This window comes from Erythrobacter sp. JB1-4, from assembly GCF_057365025.1.
Genome location: NZ_CP200292.1, coordinates 1,228,206 through 1,243,967, shown reverse-complemented (window position 1 = coordinate 1,243,967; position 15,762 = coordinate 1,228,206). Strand labels below are relative to the sequence as shown.

15 protein-coding genes are annotated in these 15,762 nt (G+C 57.6%); 3 read left to right on the top strand and 12 right to left on the bottom strand.

Going from position 1 to position 15,762, the window contains the following annotated elements; all coding sequences use genetic code 11:
• Positions 1 to 93: 93 nt before the first annotated feature.
• The 6 genes from AC0V61_RS05535 to rpe all read right to left on the bottom strand — a co-directional run bounded on the left by AC0V61_RS05535 (position 94) and on the right by rpe (position 6,149).
• The gene (locus AC0V61_RS05535) at positions 94 to 558 is read right to left on the bottom strand and encodes a Fur family transcriptional regulator (RefSeq protein WP_486156273.1); all 465 of its coding nucleotides are present in this window, start codon (positions 556 to 558) and stop codon (positions 94 to 96) included.
• 43 nt (positions 559 to 601) lie between these two features.
• On the bottom strand, positions 602 to 1,294 hold the full coding sequence (gene msrA / locus AC0V61_RS05530; protein WP_486156272.1) for a peptide-methionine (S)-S-oxide reductase MsrA: 693 nt from the start codon (positions 1,292 to 1,294) through the stop codon (positions 602 to 604).
• 3 nt (positions 1,295 to 1,297) lie between these two features.
• Complete coding sequence (locus AC0V61_RS05525) at positions 1,298 to 1,483, bottom strand: hypothetical protein (protein WP_486156271.1); 186 nt, start codon at positions 1,481 to 1,483, stop codon at positions 1,298 to 1,300.
• Positions 1,484 to 1,883: 400 nt separating this feature from the next.
• Positions 1,884 to 3,506, bottom strand: coding sequence for a bifunctional phosphoribosylaminoimidazolecarboxamide formyltransferase/IMP cyclohydrolase (purH, locus tag AC0V61_RS05520; protein WP_486156270.1), 1,623 nt, complete (start codon positions 3,504 to 3,506; stop codon positions 1,884 to 1,886).
• A 7-nt stretch (positions 3,507 to 3,513) separates the two neighbouring features.
• The gene (locus tag AC0V61_RS05515; protein WP_486156269.1) at positions 3,514 to 5,487 is read right to left on the bottom strand and encodes a heparinase II/III family protein; all 1,974 of its coding nucleotides are present in this window, start codon (positions 5,485 to 5,487) and stop codon (positions 3,514 to 3,516) included.
• The gene (gene rpe, locus AC0V61_RS05510; protein WP_486156268.1) at positions 5,487 to 6,149 is read right to left on the bottom strand and encodes a ribulose-phosphate 3-epimerase; all 663 of its coding nucleotides are present in this window, start codon (positions 6,147 to 6,149) and stop codon (positions 5,487 to 5,489) included. The genes AC0V61_RS05515 and rpe overlap by 1 nt, the downstream gene beginning before the upstream one ends.
• A gap of 277 nt (positions 6,150 to 6,426) precedes the next feature.
• Here rpe and AC0V61_RS05505 point away from each other — a divergent pair, with 277 nt between their 5' ends.
• Positions 6,427 to 6,954: a DUF2141 domain-containing protein gene (locus tag AC0V61_RS05505; protein ID WP_486156267.1), complete on the top strand. Its 528-nt coding sequence runs from the start codon at positions 6,427 to 6,429 to the stop codon at positions 6,952 to 6,954.
• Here AC0V61_RS05505 and AC0V61_RS05500 read toward each other — a convergent pair.
• Both AC0V61_RS05500 and AC0V61_RS05495 read right to left on the bottom strand, forming a co-directional pair.
• A complete protein-coding gene (locus AC0V61_RS05500) occupies positions 6,951 to 7,862 on the bottom strand; it encodes a hypothetical protein (protein ID WP_486156266.1) in 912 nt (303 codons plus the stop codon). The genes AC0V61_RS05505 and AC0V61_RS05500 overlap by 4 nt on opposite strands.
• 14 nt (positions 7,863 to 7,876) lie before the next feature.
• Positions 7,877 to 8,914 (bottom strand): diacylglycerol/lipid kinase family protein, encoded by a 1,038-nt coding sequence (locus AC0V61_RS05495; protein WP_486156265.1) that lies wholly within the window; start codon positions 8,912 to 8,914, stop codon positions 7,877 to 7,879.
• A gap of 367 nt (positions 8,915 to 9,281) precedes the next feature.
• On the opposite strand from AC0V61_RS05495, the gene AC0V61_RS05490 reads away from it, so the two are divergent.
• The gene (locus AC0V61_RS05490) at positions 9,282 to 10,334 is read left to right on the top strand and encodes a LacI family DNA-binding transcriptional regulator (protein ID WP_486156264.1); all 1,053 of its coding nucleotides are present in this window, start codon (positions 9,282 to 9,284) and stop codon (positions 10,332 to 10,334) included.
• Positions 10,335 to 10,364: 30 nt separating this feature from the next.
• Here AC0V61_RS05490 and AC0V61_RS05485 read toward each other — a convergent pair whose 3' ends face one another.
• On the bottom strand, positions 10,365 to 10,574 hold the full coding sequence (locus AC0V61_RS05485; RefSeq protein WP_486156263.1) for a hypothetical protein: 210 nt from the start codon (positions 10,572 to 10,574) through the stop codon (positions 10,365 to 10,367).
• A 93-nt stretch (positions 10,575 to 10,667) separates the two neighbouring features.
• Between AC0V61_RS05485 and AC0V61_RS05480 the strand changes: the two genes are divergently transcribed.
• A complete protein-coding gene (locus tag AC0V61_RS05480; RefSeq protein ID WP_486156262.1) occupies positions 10,668 to 12,833 on the top strand; it encodes a TonB-dependent receptor in 2,166 nt (721 codons plus the stop codon).
• A gap of 73 nt (positions 12,834 to 12,906) precedes the next feature.
• Here AC0V61_RS05480 and AC0V61_RS05475 read toward each other — a convergent pair whose 3' ends face one another.
• The 3 genes from AC0V61_RS05475 to dcd form a co-directional block, all read right to left on the bottom strand.
• Entirely contained in the window at positions 12,907 to 14,082 is a 1,176-nt protein-coding gene (locus AC0V61_RS05475) for a saccharopine dehydrogenase family protein (protein ID WP_486156261.1), read from the bottom strand.
• A 310-nt stretch (positions 14,083 to 14,392) separates the two neighbouring features.
• On the bottom strand, positions 14,393 to 15,181 hold the full coding sequence (locus AC0V61_RS05470) for a thioesterase family protein (RefSeq protein WP_486156260.1): 789 nt from the start codon (positions 15,179 to 15,181) through the stop codon (positions 14,393 to 14,395).
• A gap of 23 nt (positions 15,182 to 15,204) precedes the next feature.
• A complete protein-coding gene (gene dcd / locus AC0V61_RS05465) occupies positions 15,205 to 15,759 on the bottom strand; it encodes a dCTP deaminase (protein ID WP_486156259.1) in 555 nt (184 codons plus the stop codon).
• Positions 15,760 to 15,762: the final 3 nt, after the last annotated feature.

Below are 15,762 nucleotides of genomic sequence, written 5' to 3'. Positions count from 1 at the left end.
TTGCGATGACAAATTTTCATTACAGCACGGTGTGTCACATGAAAAAGTCAGTGAATGCGCCGTATCGCTCGGGTTTTCGGGCTCAATTGCCTGTTATGCCTGACATTCGCGGCAAGTCCCGCGAATTTCAAGCACGGGCCGCTCGGAGTGAAATTCTTGAGAGGCGGCGATGGAGCGCAAGCTTTCGCCTATCGCCTCACTGTCGACATGAGATGCCCCGCCGCATGAATTGCACACCAGAAACACGCAGTCATTGTGCTCGCCAGGATGGGCATTGGCCAAGAACGCATTGGCGCTTTCGATTTTCACCGCAAGGCCGCATTCCACAAACACATCCAAGATCCGATAGATGCTGTTTGGCGCCACGCGTTTACCGCGAGCTTGTGAAAGGTCATCGGCGATTTGATACGCTGAGGTGGGGCCTTCATGCTGCGCCAACTGCAAGAACACAGCCTCACGCATAGGGGTCCATTGTTCCCCGCTTGCAATAAACGCCTGCTTGGCTTTTTCTCTCAACCCGGCGGGATTGGAGCAGTCGGCATGATGAGCATGTCCCATACCCAACCACATAGGCGCTTATCGAGCGCTATGCCAGATGTGATCAATTGTCGCGCAGGAAGCTTCGTTTGAAATCGCTAGGGAACATTTGCTTGAGTGCATCCACTTTGGGTTTGTCCCAGCGAACGATGTAACCATGACCCGGGTTCTTTGCCATAAAGTCCTGATGATAGGTTTCCGCGCGGTAGAAAGTCCGCTCACGCTCCACTTTGGTCACGATGGGCCTGTTCCAGACGCCTGAATTGCTCATCTGCTGCAAATAGGCCTGTGCAACCGCGCGCTGTTCGGCGCTGGTTGGGACAAGGGCAGAACGGTAGTGGGAGCCAACGTCTGGTCCCTGGCGGTTCTTCAAGGTTGGGTCGGCGACAACAGAGAAGAATATGCGCAGCAGTTCATCATAGCGCACGACATAGGGGTCATAGGTGATCTTCACCGCTTCTGCGTGGGCTGTGCCGCCTGCGATGATGCGGTTGTATTTGGCTGTTGCCGCTGAACCGCCGTGATAACCAACGACAGCCGTTTTCACACCTTTGACGTGGCTAAAGACGCCTTCGACGCCCCAGAAACAGCCGCCTGCAAAGATCGCGGTTTTGAGACCTGCACCCTCACGCGCAATACGCTTGGCTGCGGGCGCATTGACCGGCTCTTCAAGCGCGAGAGCGGGTGATGTGGGTACGGTGATATAGAGTGCGCTTGCTACAACGGCTGTCACGGCAAGAAGATCGAAACGCTTCATTCCTCAATTCTCCAACGGCGCGATCACAAACTCATCGCTAGGCTGCTCAGCCTGCAATGGTTGAGCCGCGTTGGCCGGTGCATCAAGCGTATGTCCCACAAGATCGAATGCCGACACACTGATGATCGCGCCGCCGACGATAAAACCGATGGCAAAATTGCGGAAGAGGTCAGGTGTAAACAGGTTCATTCTCGTCTCGTGGGGGCATTGGCCCAAGTAAAAGTGCTTAAGGGATTGCTCCCATAAGGCGGATCCGCTTGCACCGAAATGAACGGGCCGCTCAGTATATATCTACGCAGCGGGGAAGGATTTGGTTACATATTTGTCTTGCGAAAGCGCATCCGCGCTTTCGTCCTCGCTAGACGTCCTCCCCCCGGATCAAGTCCGGGGTCCGGACCCGCTGCGGGCGGGCGCTCGCCCTTGCGACGCACGAGGCGTCGTTGGGCCTTAATCTTGCGATGGAAACGCTGAGCACGGTTTCGTCAGAAACCGCAAGCACGACCGTGCGCCCGCAGGTGCCCCGCAGCGTAGCGGAGGGAACAGCGCCGAGGACGAGGGCGCGGATGCGTCCTCGAAAAACAAAGACTCATCAATGCCTGAAATGCCGCATTCCGGTGAAGACCATCGCTAGGCCTGCCTCATCCGCTGCGGCGATGACCTCGTCGTCGCGGATCGAACCGCCTGGTTGGATGACCGCGCTCGCGCCTGCCTCGGCCGCTGAAATCAGGCCATCGGCAAATGGGAAGAAGGCATCGGATGCAACGGCGCTGCCGTTTGTGCGCGGTGTTCCCCAGTCATAGGTCTGCGCCGCCTCTGCCGCTTTGCTCGCAGCAATCCTTGCTGAATCGCGCCGGTTCATCTGGCCTGCGCCAATGCCAGCGGTGATCCCGTCTTTGGCATAAACAATAGCGTTAGACTTCACATGACGCGCAACGGTCCATGCGAACAGGCAGTCTTTGAGTTCCTGGCTCGTCGGCTCTCGCTTGGTGACGACCTGCAAGTCATCCATCGCAACCGCGCCATTATCGCGGCCTTGGATCAGCATGCCGCCTGCAATCGTCTTCATAAAGAAGCCGCCCCGGCGCGGGTCTGGCATCGTGCCGCATTCAAGCAGGCGCAGGTTCTTCTTCTTAGCGAAGATTTCGCGCGCCTCAGCGCTTACTTTGGGTGCGATGACGACTTCGGTAAAGATGCTGGCGATGGCTTCAGCGGTTGCGCCATCCAGCTCGGTATTCACCGCGACAATCCCGCCAAAGGCGGAAACACTGTCGCATTCAAGAGCGCCGTTCCACGCATCAATCAGCGTGCTCGATTGCGCCACGCCGCAAGGGTTGGCGTGCTTGACGATGACCACCGCGGGGTCACCACCATCGAACTCTGCTGCAAGCTCAAGCGCTGCATCGGCATCGTTTAAATTGTTGTAGGAGAGCGCCTTGCCTTGCAATTGCTCGGCTTGAGGGACGCCATTGGTGCCGGCCACCTGCGGAACATAGATTGCCGCAGACTGGTGCGGGTTTTCGCCATAGCGCAGCGTGTCCGAACGCTTGAAGGCCAATGGCATCGTATCGGTAAATGGCGTTGCTTTAAGAGCCTCGGCCCCAAGCGGATTGGTAAAGGCATCGCCAAACGCAAACCAGTTCGCAATCGCTGCATCATAGGCGGCGGTGCGGGCATAAGCCTTGCCTGCCATGCGAATGCGGAAAGCGTCCGAGGTCGCGCCATCATTGGCGTCCAGCTCCTCAAGCAGCTCTGCGTAATCCGCCGCATCGGTCATGATCGTCACAAAGCCGTGGTTCTTCGCCGCAGAGCGCACCATCGACGGCCCACCAATGTCGATATTCTCAATGATCTCCGCGCGCTCAGCCCCTTTGGCCACGGTCGCCTCAAACGGGTAGAGATTGACCACCATAAGGTCGATCGCGCCGATATCGTGCTCTTTCATCGAGGCGACGTGATCATCATTGTCACGCAGCGCAAGCAGCCCCCCATGCACGGTTGGATGGAGGGTTTTGACCCGCCCATCCATCATTTCCGGAAAGCCGGTGAGGTCCGATACGTCCTTCACCTCAAGCCCCGCCTCGCGCAACGTGCGCGCAGTGCCGCCCGTGCTCACCAGTTCCACCCCGCGCGCAGCCAAGGCCTGGCCCAGTTCAGCCAAGCCACTTTTGTCGGACACCGAAAGGAGCGCCCGTTTGATCACAGTTGATGCCATTTTTGGTCTATCCCATTTTCTTAAGGAGCCAGGAGAATTGCGCCCCGCTTCTGGAGGCGAGCCCCTCTATCACCAATTGTTCGGCCGGGTGAGGGCGTCCGTCACCATCCACCCACAGGCTGTCATCGCGGGTGAGTTTGACCTCTTCGCCGCCGCTCAACCCCGAGTGCGCCTCGCTGCGAAGGCGCAGCTGCCACAGTTTCCCATCTGGCGTCAGCAGACTTGCGCCCATGCCATCCTCGGTCAGATGCGCCTCGACCCCTTTGCCAAGGTGGAAACGGATCGCAAAGCCAACCTTGCCGCGCTTGCCCTTGCGGCTGGCGGGGACAAGGATGTCCTCGCCTGCGATTTCATTGCCGTCATTGGCAATCGTCAAAATGCGTTCATGGATAAGGCCAAAGCGCGCGGCATAGCCGTCGTGGCTTGCTTCAACCCGGGTTGCCTCGCGCCGTTGTGAGCCCACACCCCGGCCTATCGTGCGGCGCTCGATTTCCACCGTTTCCGCGCCGCGCCCAAGCTTTCCATGTAAGAGAACCGCGGTTGAGTTTGCATCGTCCAACACCATGGTCGAATGGGCGGCGGTTGCGCGAAGGCCTTGGCCGATATGGGCCGGCACCAAACCACCAGCAAGCGCAGCGCCGCCGCAGTTAACGATTATGCGCGCTGGGCCGTCTGACATTTCGAACGCCAGCGTGGAGGCGCAGCCGCACCGTGTGTGTCGCGCGCGCGGCGGGGGCCCTGCGTCAAATTGCACGGTCGTTTGTGCCGCTCTGATGCGTTGATAGCCCCAATGTTTTGGTTCGTTTAAAGGGCGAGTGCGCAAACCGCTTGCACTGATAAGAGAGGAGACCTCATCAGCTGAAATTGCGCCTTGACCCTGCCAATTGCCAAGCGCGCCGTCGCCATGGCGCAGCGCAAGGAGCGGCGGCACGAGCAGCTCGCGCATCACCACCAATGCCTCTGGCGGATCACGGTGCACAGCCTCGTAACACGCGATGAGATCAGTGAGAGTCCGGATTGCGTCCATTTGTGCGCGGGGACAGCGGCCAAGCCCGCCGCCATCTTCTGCGACCAATTCACCCAGCGCCTTGATAAGCCCCGCCTCGCCATACAATCTGCGCGGACGGCCTTCAGGCAAGAGCAGGCCCGCTGCCACCACACCGGCCCAGCCCGCAACCTGCCCAAGTCCTGCGCCAGAGCGAAGCGCCTTGCGGTCAAGCCAATGCGCGGTGCCCTCAATCGCATCGAGAAGCCGCAGCCTCAGCTCCCCATTCATCAGCAATGGCGCATGGGTCAGCCATGCAAGAAGCCTCAGCCCTGCATTCTCAACATCCCACGCGGCACTTTTTGCAGACGCTTTTGAGCGTGCTTCATGTGCATCAAGCCAGCCCTTGGTGATCCGTTCGGCCACACTCGCACCGTCCGTTCGCGGAGTGCAGGCTGCAAGGTCTGCCAACCACGAGAAGGAATGCACCGCGCGTTCAAGCCCGGGGGCAAGCCGTGTGCCCGCGGTGAAATCTAGCGTGCCGATGGGCTGTTTGACGCCGTGAACCTGGAAGTGCCCTGCGCGAAGAGCAATGCCTGACGCGCGGCTTCCGGTAAGCGGGCTTTCGACTGTCGCCAAAAGCCGTTTTGCGGGCGCTTTGCGTAAAGGTGCAGCGATAGTGTGGCCCGGCACGCCCATGCGGTAAGCCAAGCGGATAAGCGCCTCGCCCGGCTTTGTGCGCGGCATGATTACATCGGACAAGGCAAGCGCGCGCGAGGTGTCGATGGGCTCTGCGGGAAAAGCGGAAGCTTCACCCTCAAGCGACCCGGTAAGTGGTTCAGTCAGCGGCTCAGTTAGGGCCTCGGGGATATCCTCTCGGTGGGGCTCATCGCCTTTGCCAAGTTTGAGCGCGGGCGTATCGTCCGAGGTGCGCCCGTCTGATACATCAAAATCCGCAAGGCTTGGCTGCTTTGGTTCGCCAAACAGCGTGTCCATCAATTACCCCCCTTAAGGCCTGCGATATTGGCCGCGTATTGGTCAGGCCCGCCCCTGAAGGTGGCGGACCCTGCGACCAGCACATCAGCGCCCGCCTCAACGCAAAGTTTGGCAGTGTCCGCGTTCACACCGCCATCAACTTCCAAATGAATATCGCGCCCGGTTGCCTCGATCATCGCACGGATGCGGGCAATCTTCTCAAGCTGGGAATGGATAAAGCTCTGCCCGCCAAAGCCGGGGTTGACGCTCATCACAAGCACGAGGTCGACAAGGTCCATGAGATTGTCGAGCACCTCAACAGGCGTGCCCGGATTGAGCACAACGCCCGCTTTCTTGCCAAGACCGCGAATGGCCTGAAGGGTGCGGTGTACGTGAGGGCCTGCCTCAGGGTGAACCGTGATGATATCCGCGCCAGCGTTCGCAAATGCTTCAATGTAAGGATCGACCGGCGAAATCATCAGATGCACATCGAAGACTTTGTTTGTGTGCGGCCGAAGCGCCTTCACCACATCAGGGCCGATTGTAATATTGGGGACGTAATGCCCGTCCATCACATCGATGTGCACCCAATCTGCGCCCGCTGCATCAATGCGCCGCACTTCTTCACCCAATTGAGCAAAGTCTGCGGAGAGAATACTGGGCGAGATAAGCGGCGTTGGCATATGTAACGCTTTCTGAGTTCACGCTGTTGAATGGCTCGGGCGCGGAAAACTGGTTAATCCTTGCCTTACTCTGCGCGCGAATCGGGCAGCAACACCGGTAATCGGGCTTTTCCCCGCCCTTTTCTAAGCCCCGTCACGCTTTGGAACCCGGGCAAAACCGCCAATTCAGCGACAATTCAGCACGCCCATGCCAAAGAGGTGTTACATTGAGCGGGCATTTGGTTGGCCTGCACGGGCTAAACCCTCGGCTAATTGCTGAGATGAAGGGTATGATTTTATGCTTAAATTTCGTGGCATTGTTGCTGTCGCAGGCGCCGCATTGCTGGCCGGATTGGGCACGGCTGCCCCATCTGCTCCCGCCTTTGCGCAAAGCTCCAGCGCGAGCGATTATCGCAACACAATTTCGAACAATATGCGCTCATGTGCGCCCGGCGGTGGTCCTGCCGTTCGTGTAACAATTAGCGGGATCAAAGCCTCAAGCGGCAAAATCCGCGCGCAAGTTTACAATGGTACGAGCGCGGATTGGCTGGAGAAGGGCAAATGGCTTAACCGGATCGAAGTGCCTGCGCGGCGGGGCCGGATGACGCTGTGCATGCCTGTGCCAAAGTCCGGGAATTACGCTGTTGCTGTGCGCCACGATATCAATGGCAACAATGAAACCGACATTCGCACAGACGGCGGAGCGATGTCGAACAATCCTTCAATCAACATCTTCAATCTTGGCAAGCCCGGGATCGATAAGACCCGTTTCAACGTGGGGCGCGGTGTCAAATCCATCGCTATCACAATGAAATACTTCGCTTAAGGTTTAGCGTTTTTGCGGTGCTTTCGCAGCGCCCACAGCACGCTAGGCGCTGCCAATAACGGGTATTTCTCGCGCATCGGCGTGACCTCCACGGGCATGCCGGTGTGCCGCTCGATCTTCCAAGCCGCGTAGCGCGCAGCGCCCTCGAAGGTGGTGCTGGCCTTGATAAGCCGCGTGAAATTCAGCGGTTTTCCCATACGCTGACGCCGTTTCCACCAGCCGAGCGTGCTTGTGCGTTCGCGGGCGGTTAGGCTGGGTTTTATCCGATCACCAGTTACTTTGTGGGATATCCCGGCTGCTTTAAGCGCGAGCGGCAAAAGACCTGAAAAATGCTCTTCATTGACGCTGAGAATATCATTCTCACGGCCCGCTTTCTCGACACGAAACTCGGCCCTGTAGGTCGCGCGGAAAAGCGCGCGCCAATAATCATCAGCCGTCCCCGAGGGTGGGCCCAAAGTAACCGCCAGCCGCGATGCTGTCTGCGCGGCCTGCCCTATGGCGTCGATAACCTCGGCCCGTGCTGCATCATCTTTGTGCCAGACAAGTGCTGAGGGCTGCACAAAACGCGCCCATATGGTGGTATCGAGAAGCTCACCCGATGCAGCTTTTGCAAATGTGGAGAGCGCCATGGTGGCGATTTTCGCGCGAAGGACAGTGCCATCGGGTCCGGGTCGCTCCTGATAACTCACCCGAGGCCAAATCCGCTCACGCTGTTCTCCAGGCAGTAGGATGTAGAAGTCTAGCACTCCGTCGAGTGAGCCAGTGCGAAGGTTGGACCCATAGAACAGAACGGCTACCGCGCCTGCCTCTTTTGCTAAGGCCGATGCAAAGCCCGCAACCGCAGGGTCCACGCTCGCATCAAGGCGCGCTGAGATACGGTCAGAAAGAGTAGGAGGACGGTCTGCCATTGCTGGCTCTTGCATCAAGGGGCAACGAATTCGAGTTCAGGCCCCTGTCCGATGCGGTATTCGCCGGAGGGAAACGCTTCACCGTCAAGGATGAATGAATCCTCAATCCGCAGCGAGAATTGGGTTGTGCTGATCTGATGGAAGCCTTTCTCTCGAATGCCCTTGGGTGTTTGGCCACGTACCATTTTGAGAAGCGTAAAAGCGGATTTGCGCGAAATCTGATCGGTAACGGCGAGTTTTAGGCCTTCGCGAATTTTGCCAAACGGTTTTAGCCCCGCAGGCATCGTCTCAAGCGTTGAGGCAAGGACCAATTGGCGCCACTCCGGATCACCAATACCGGAATGTTCCATCGGAGCATCCTTAACGCCAAGACCAATGGCCATCTTGGAACCTTTGCGCCAAGGATTTTCACGTGAGGCAAAGAGCCATTGCGAGACACCCATGGCCGTCGCCACAGCAACTGCCATTGAATTGAATGCTCCGATCTTGTGCGCGCTTTGGCCAGCCGTGGTCGCAGTTGTGAAGGCGCCTGCGCCCAGAAAAAACCCAAGTGATCGCGCAGTCGGGCTGCCGCCAATGGGCGTAATCTCTATCGGGCGACGGCGTACACGGGTGCCTGCGTAAAGGGCGTCAATCGCCTCTTGCAGTGACCATCCTTTAGGAACGCCAAGGTCAAGGGTAAGCGCATTGGTCTTGCCCTTGGGGAGCACAGCAATAGCAGGCCATTTCTCGCCAAAGATCGCAGCGCCGCTAGTCAGCACATCGCGAACAGTGCCATCGCCGCCATTGATCACAAGAAGGTCAATGCCTTGCGCTGCAAATTCAGCCAGAGCGTCGGGCAATTGCGAGCGTTCACCCGGCTTGGCGATGAAGACTTGCGGAGACATGCCGCAATCAAAGTCTGCGCCTTTGTTGCCGTGGCTGCGCGGGTTGTAAATGACGCCAACGCGCGGTGCTTCGCCCGGGCGGCGCACAGATCCAGGTTCAACCCTTTCATGGGCTGATGCGGCTTCTTGCGGAAGCGCGGCAAACTGAAAAATACGCGAGGCCATGTCGATGCTATAGGTATCCCACGGGCATAATACCACCGTCATATTCAGTTTGTTGCAACACTGTCATGCTTTTGTAACTCTGCGTGATGTGGCCATTGTGCCCCGAGCTGCGGCCCCCTCCAACCCGAAACGCGACCCCCCAAACCCGAATAGAGTGTTAACCACTCTTGCCGCTGTGCTCCTTAGGGTTGGGCACGAGTTTCCGATGTATGGTTAATGAGATAAACCTTTGGCTGTGAACGCTCACCAACCGAGTCGTTCGATAAGGAAATACGCCTTTGAATTGTCAGTGCTTTGCGCTCGAACAGACCGTGCGCTTGGTGCACTGCCTGTTCGAGGTTGCCTGCTTGAAGGAGTGCCTTTTGTCATGACCTACCAGAGTGTGACTATCGAAGATGTGGCAAAAGCTGCTGAGGTATCTCGCCAGACGGTCTCGCGCGTGATCAACCATGCGCACAACGTCAGCGCGGGTGCCCGCGAAAAGGTGACAAAGGCAATTGAGGATTTGGGATATGTCCCCAATCTGGCGGCTCGGCGGATGGGCGGCTCGCGCTCATTTGTGCTGCTGGTGCTGATTGAGCGGGGCGGCGCTGAGAATTTGCCCTTGGGCGAAATGCTGGCCGCCGGCCTTGATGCGTGTTCGCCGCGCGGCTTTCACATCATGTTCGAGCAGATCGACACACCTCGACCCGCCACCCAATTTGAAGAGGCGCAAAAGTCCATTTCGCAAGCCCTCATGCCAACCATCAGCTCGGTCCAACCTGATGGCATCGTCGTCATGCCTCCGCTTGACCACTGCGCCCCGCTTTTAGGCGCGCTCAAAAAGCGAAACATCCCCGCTGCTTGCCTTGCCCAGCGCGAGGAATTTGGTCGGATCGTGCCGGGGCTTGATGATGGCGCTTTTGCAGAAGAGGCGACCCGCAAGCTGATCGACCTTGGTCACCGTCAGGTCGGGTTTGTGCCAGGTGGCACTAATCCTGCACGCTCAGCACGGCGGATCGAAGGGTACAGGCGCACATTGGCACAGGCCGGTAGCCGGGCTCAGCGCCACTTCGTGTCAAAGCCCGCACATGAGACCAGCTCTGCTGCAGAGCAGGCGCGGATTTGGCTGACGCCGACAATTCGCCCGACCGCTGTCATAACGGAAACCGCGCAAGCCGCCTTGGGCTTTATGCAGGTCGCCCGCGAACTCAGACTGTCGGTTCCAAGCGAACTTTCCATCATAGCCCTTGAGGATGCACAAGCGCTTGGCCTTGAAAGACCGCCGATCTCTGCGCTCCACCTGCCTTATGGTGATCTTTTTGCCGGTGCATGTGAGCGGTTGATGGAAGGCGAGAAGGCCAAGGCTGAACCAAGGCCGGGTTCAGCGTTCTCTTTTGAAGACCGTAGCAGCACCGAAAAAGCACCAAGAGCGGTGTGATCTGATCCCACGTCTTAGCTGCCTCTCACCTCATTTCCCCACGGCAGAATCGTCGCGCGGCGCAGTCATCGTGGCAATGGCGTGTATCTCTTTTCTCCTTTTGGCGGCATTCGTGATGGCTCTGCGATCGACTTCAATGAAGAAGTTGGCGCGGGGCCGCACGATGCGCTGTTGAGCCAAGTGGGCGGCCTGCGTGTCAATTTTGCAGCAGAATACGAACCGCTCTTGGTTTTCGATCAATTGCGTCGATTAGCCCTAGACGTGAGTTGATGAATGTCCCATTTGAGCGGTGAATGATATGGTATAACATCAATGGCGAAGGGCTTGCGCTCCATGAATAAATTCACCTCTCACCTTGCTGTTGCAACCGCGCTTAGCTTTGCACTTGCTGCAAATCCTGTGCTTGCTGAAAACGAAAATGAGAGCAGCACGAACAGCTCTGGCTCCAGCTCCAGCTCGAATACCAGCTCCAATACGGGCAGTGTTGTTGCGGCCAATCAGATCATCGTAACTACGCAAGGCCTTGAAGAGCTCGACTTTATCACTGGTCAGGATGTGCTTGAAGAAGAGGACATTCAGGAAAATCTTGCAGGCCAAATCGGCGAAGTGCTTGCCAAAGTGCCCGGTGTTTCCGCCACCAGCTTTTCTCCCGGTGCCTCGCGTCCGATCTTGCGTGGCCAGGATGGTGAGCGTGTTCGGGTCCTTATCGATGGCCTTGGCACAGCTGACGTTGCTAACACTTCGGCTGATCATGCGACCTCGATTGATCCGCTGACGGTCACCCGCATCGAGGTCCTTCGTGGCCCCACCGCGCTTTTGTTCGGCAGCCAGGCCATTGGCGGGGTTGTTAACGTGATTGACCGCCGTATCCCAACCGAGACGCCTGAAAATGGTATTCGCGTAGATGCGCTCACGGCATTTGACACCGTAAGCAATCTTGTAAGCGGCGGCGCTTCGGTTGATCTGGGGCTGAGTGAGAACCTCGTGTTCCACCTTGATGGGTCTTACCGCGAGACCGATGACCTTGAGATACCCGGTTTTCAGCTGACGGATGATCTGCGCGCTGATCTTCTCGCGGATGCTGCCGAAGAAGAGGAGGAGGGCGAGCTGGAAGAAGCCGAAGAGCTTCGCGAAGCGGCCGCGCAAGAGGGTTTCTTGCCTAACAGTTCGACCGAAACATATTCGGTCAATGGCGGCTTTGGCGTGATCCTTGGCGAATCCAATTTTGGCGCATCGGTTGGGTATTTCGACACTTTCTATGGTCTGGTCGGCAATCCTGAGGGCGGCCATCACCACGGTGAGGAAGGCGAAGAAGGTGAAGAAGAGGGCGAGGAGGAAGAAGAAACTGTCTCCATCGGTCTTGAACAATGGCGCTTTGACTTTCGCGGTGACATCGCCCTTGGCGGTGGTGGATTGGCTGAGCGGTTGAAGGTTCGGGCTGGCTTTTCTGATTACACCCACACCGAATTTGAAGGCACCGAAGTTGGCACCGTCTTTGAAACCGAGACCTTCGAAGCGCGCGCCGAGCTCATCCAGTCGAGCGGCATTATCGGCGTTCAATTCACCTCGCGCGATTTTGCCGCTGTCGGCGAAGAGGCGTTCGTTGCACCCAATCAGACCACGCAAACCGCGGTCTTTACTGTGCAAGAATTTGATCTTGGCGGCTTCCAAATCGAAGCTGCAGCGCGCGCCGAGCGCGTTGAAGTTGAATCCGATCCTCTCAATCTAGAGCGCACCTTCAGCCTCTTCTCCGGCGCGCTGTCCGGAGCTTTTGAGGCGGGCGAGGGTGTACGCGTTGGTGCAACCGTGTCGCGTTCTGAGCGCGCTCCTGCTGGCGAAGAATTGTTCGCCGACGGGCCGCATATCGCCACACAGATTTTCGAAATTGGCGATCCTGATCTCGACACCGAAAGCGCCTTGGGCCTTGAAGGCTTTGTGCGCGGCGATATTGGCAACGTGCAATTTGGCGCATCGGTCTATTTTCAGGCCTTCGACAACTTCATCTATTTGAACGACACAGGGCTTGAGGAAGACGATCTGCCGGTCTTCAATTTCCTCCAACAAGACGCAGACTTCTTCGGCTTTGAAGCGGACGCCGTTTTCCCATTGGTCGAAAACGATAGCTTTAGCTTAAAGGGTGATCTTCGTGTCTCCTATGTCGATGCCGAGCTTGGTGACGGGACCGCTGTTCCGCGTATCCCGCCGTTGAGCGTTCTTGCAGCGCTTGATGCTGACATAGATGCGTTCAACCTTCGCGGCGAAGTTCAGCATTTCGGCGGTCAGAGCGAGGTCGCCGTCAACGAAACGCAAACCGAAAGCTTCACTTTCGTGAACGCCTATCTTTCCTGGCGCCCACTTGCGAACAATCCGAAGGTTTTGCTGCAACTTGCAGGCGAAAACCTGTTCGATACAACGGGCCGTCGCCATTCAAGCTTTACCAAGGACTTTGTCGCGCTTCCCGGTCGCAACATCCGGGTGAGTGCGCGGCTTAGCTTCTAAGCCCAGAGTAGGAAAACCAAAAAAGGGGCCCGCTGAAGGTATCAGCGGGCCCCTTTTTTTGTTCGTTGTGCGATCAGTTTTCGACGGCGAACTGTATTTCTGCGTGTTCTTGAAGGCGCTCAACCAGCGCTTCGCCCAGAAACGCGCCCGGTGTCCCGATCCCGCCGGCTGCATCGCTGTGCAACAGCGCAATACCGGTCTCGGTCAGCATGCGGCTGGTTGAACCATAGCCCGGATCATACTTGCCTTTGACGCCAAGATGCAGGCTCTCGCCGTCAGGGCCATCTGCCACAAACAACACGTCGTAAAAGCCGTTCTCGCGCTCTTCCTTGCTAGGCCCTTCGCCGGGCTTGGGTGGTTTTGCGCCAAACGGGTTCTTGGCCATTTCAACGGCAGCCTCGGCCATTTTCTTGCCCGCTTCGCCCGGGCTTGTGAGCATCATCTCATCATATTGGAAGTCTTCGCCATAAGGGTGGCCAAGCAGGAAGTTGGTGCGGTGCACGTTCTTGGTGTTGATCGGAGCCATCACAAAGGGTGCCGCCCATTTGTCGAGATCGGCCTCATACAAAGGCACCATGCCGGTGGGCTGGCTTGCGCCTTCAAAACCCTCGGCCAGAGCAAAAGGATTGCGCAGCACGTTGATCACATTGGGGTTTTTGGCGGCGGCTTTCATGGTTGCGCCAAGGCTTGCTGCGGTGCCGCCTGAAAACGTGCCTGCCATTGCGCGAACGCGGCCACGGATCTTGGGAGAGGCTTTTCCAAACCTTTCTTGTGCAGCTTTCTGCGTCATCAATACGCCAAGGTCGAAGGGGATGGAATCGAACCCGCTTGAGAAACAAATGCGCGCGCCTGATGCCTTGGCCGCTTCATTATGTTCAGCGATCTTTTCCGCCATCCACGCAGGCTCGCCGCAAAGGTCGGCATAATCTGTGCCCGTTTTGACGCAGGCTGCGACAAGCTTGTCGCCGTAAAGCTGATAGGGGCCCACCGTGGTCAGGACAACCTTGGTGCGCGCACACATCGCCTCCAGATCAGCGGGGTCATCAGCATTGGCAACAACCAATGGTGTATCGGCAGGCGCACCAATTTCATCGCGCACCGCTTCGAGTTTCTCCTGCGAACGGCCCGCCATCGCCCAAGTGGGCGCATCATCGCGCGCACCGTAATGCTGATCCAGATACTCAGCGACCAGGCGGCCTGTGTATCCGGTTGCGCCATAGACGATGATGTCAAATTCGGTGTCGCTCATGCCAATTTTCTCCTTGAAGCTGACCTGTCATCAACTGACCTCCCATCTAAGCCATTGGCGGCGACTTGCCAGCTTTCCTTTTGCTTTTTTTAAAGTTGCTCCCTTGCACAGCCCGAATTCGATAAAGTGACACATGTGTCACCTTATTCCTACATCAAAACGGCGCAAGATATTGATATAAAGCGATAATCACCTCACCAATAAAGTGACACTTTGCTAATGAGAACCTGCTTTACACGGTTTCAGATAGAGCGCCTCAGGCAGCGCTAACGGCTTGCCTCGATGTAGGAAACGGGCATGTGCGGTCTCGTCAGATTCTGGGCATACGCGGCACGACACCCGTTTGGCTTGAAAGCGCAAGCAGCCTTCCCTCTTCGCTAAAATGCCGTGCCTGACCGTGAATCACGCCGCGATCAACCGCTCCCATTTGGGTCACACACAAAACCCATCCCGGCGGCGCGGCTTCGATAAAGCGCAAAGACGCATCCAGGCTCGATCCCGCCGCGCTGCGCGGGTTCGCGCCAAGGAAGAGGTCGGAAATAATCGCCAACCACCCGCTATCAACAGGCAGCCCTGCGGTGTTGCGTATCCAAAGCGCGCTGTACCCTTTGTCATAGTCGACATGCGCGGTGCGCCCTTCCATCTGATCGAACAAAGAGCCCACAACGCCCCAGCGCGGATCATTGGTCGGCTCGCACTGATCAGGCGCGGGAAGATCGGGCATCGGCATCAGCATTTCGGTTTCGCTGGGTTCACGCGCGCCAAGCGATGCGCTGAAGCGGTGCGTGGGCCGCCCGTTCACATGCGCATCGGCCATCCATTGCCCGATGGATTGCCCGCCGCCGCATTGCTCGCACTGGATATGGAGCTCCTCGGCGTGCTGGGTCGGGCTCAAGAATTGCACATGGGCCGATAAAATCGGCTGGCCGCTGGAAAGCTCCATCGCATCGATTGCCGCTGCCAATGCGACCCCGCCCATAATGTGAGGTGCCCCTTCGGGCCCGACGGTCGCGGGCAGCATCACGGGAAGAGTGTATGCGCCTTCCCGGCCACTTTGCGCAGGCACAACGCGCCAAAAGGGAAACGAGGTCACTGACATAATTCCCCTCTCAACCAGCGGCGCTAAAGCCGGGGCAGCGTCACGCCGCGCTGGCCCATATATTTGCCTGCCCTATCGGCATATGTCACCTCGGGCCGTTCATTGCCCTGCAAGAACAGGAATTGGCATGCGCCTTCGTTGGCGTAAATTTTTGCAGGCAGCGGCGTGGTGTTCGAAAATTCGAGCGTCACATGCCCCTCCCATCCCGGCTCAAGCGGGGTGACGTTCACGATGATACCACAGCGCGCATAGGTGCTTTTGCCAAGGCAGATGACCAGCACGTCTTCGGGGATGCGGAAATATTCGACCGTCCTTGCCAGCGCAAAAGAGTTGGGCGGGATGATGCAAACATCGGTTTCCCGGTCGACAAGGCTTTCAGCGTCAAAGTTTTTGGGATCGACTGTTGCCGAGTTCACATTGGTGAAGATTTTAAACTCGGGCGCCACGCGGGCATCATATCCAAACGAGGATAGGCCATAGGAGATGACGCCCTCACGGCGCTGGGCTTCGACGAAGGGCTCGATCATCCCTTGCGTTTGAGCGGCATTGCGAATCCATTTGTCTGATAAAATTGCCATCTG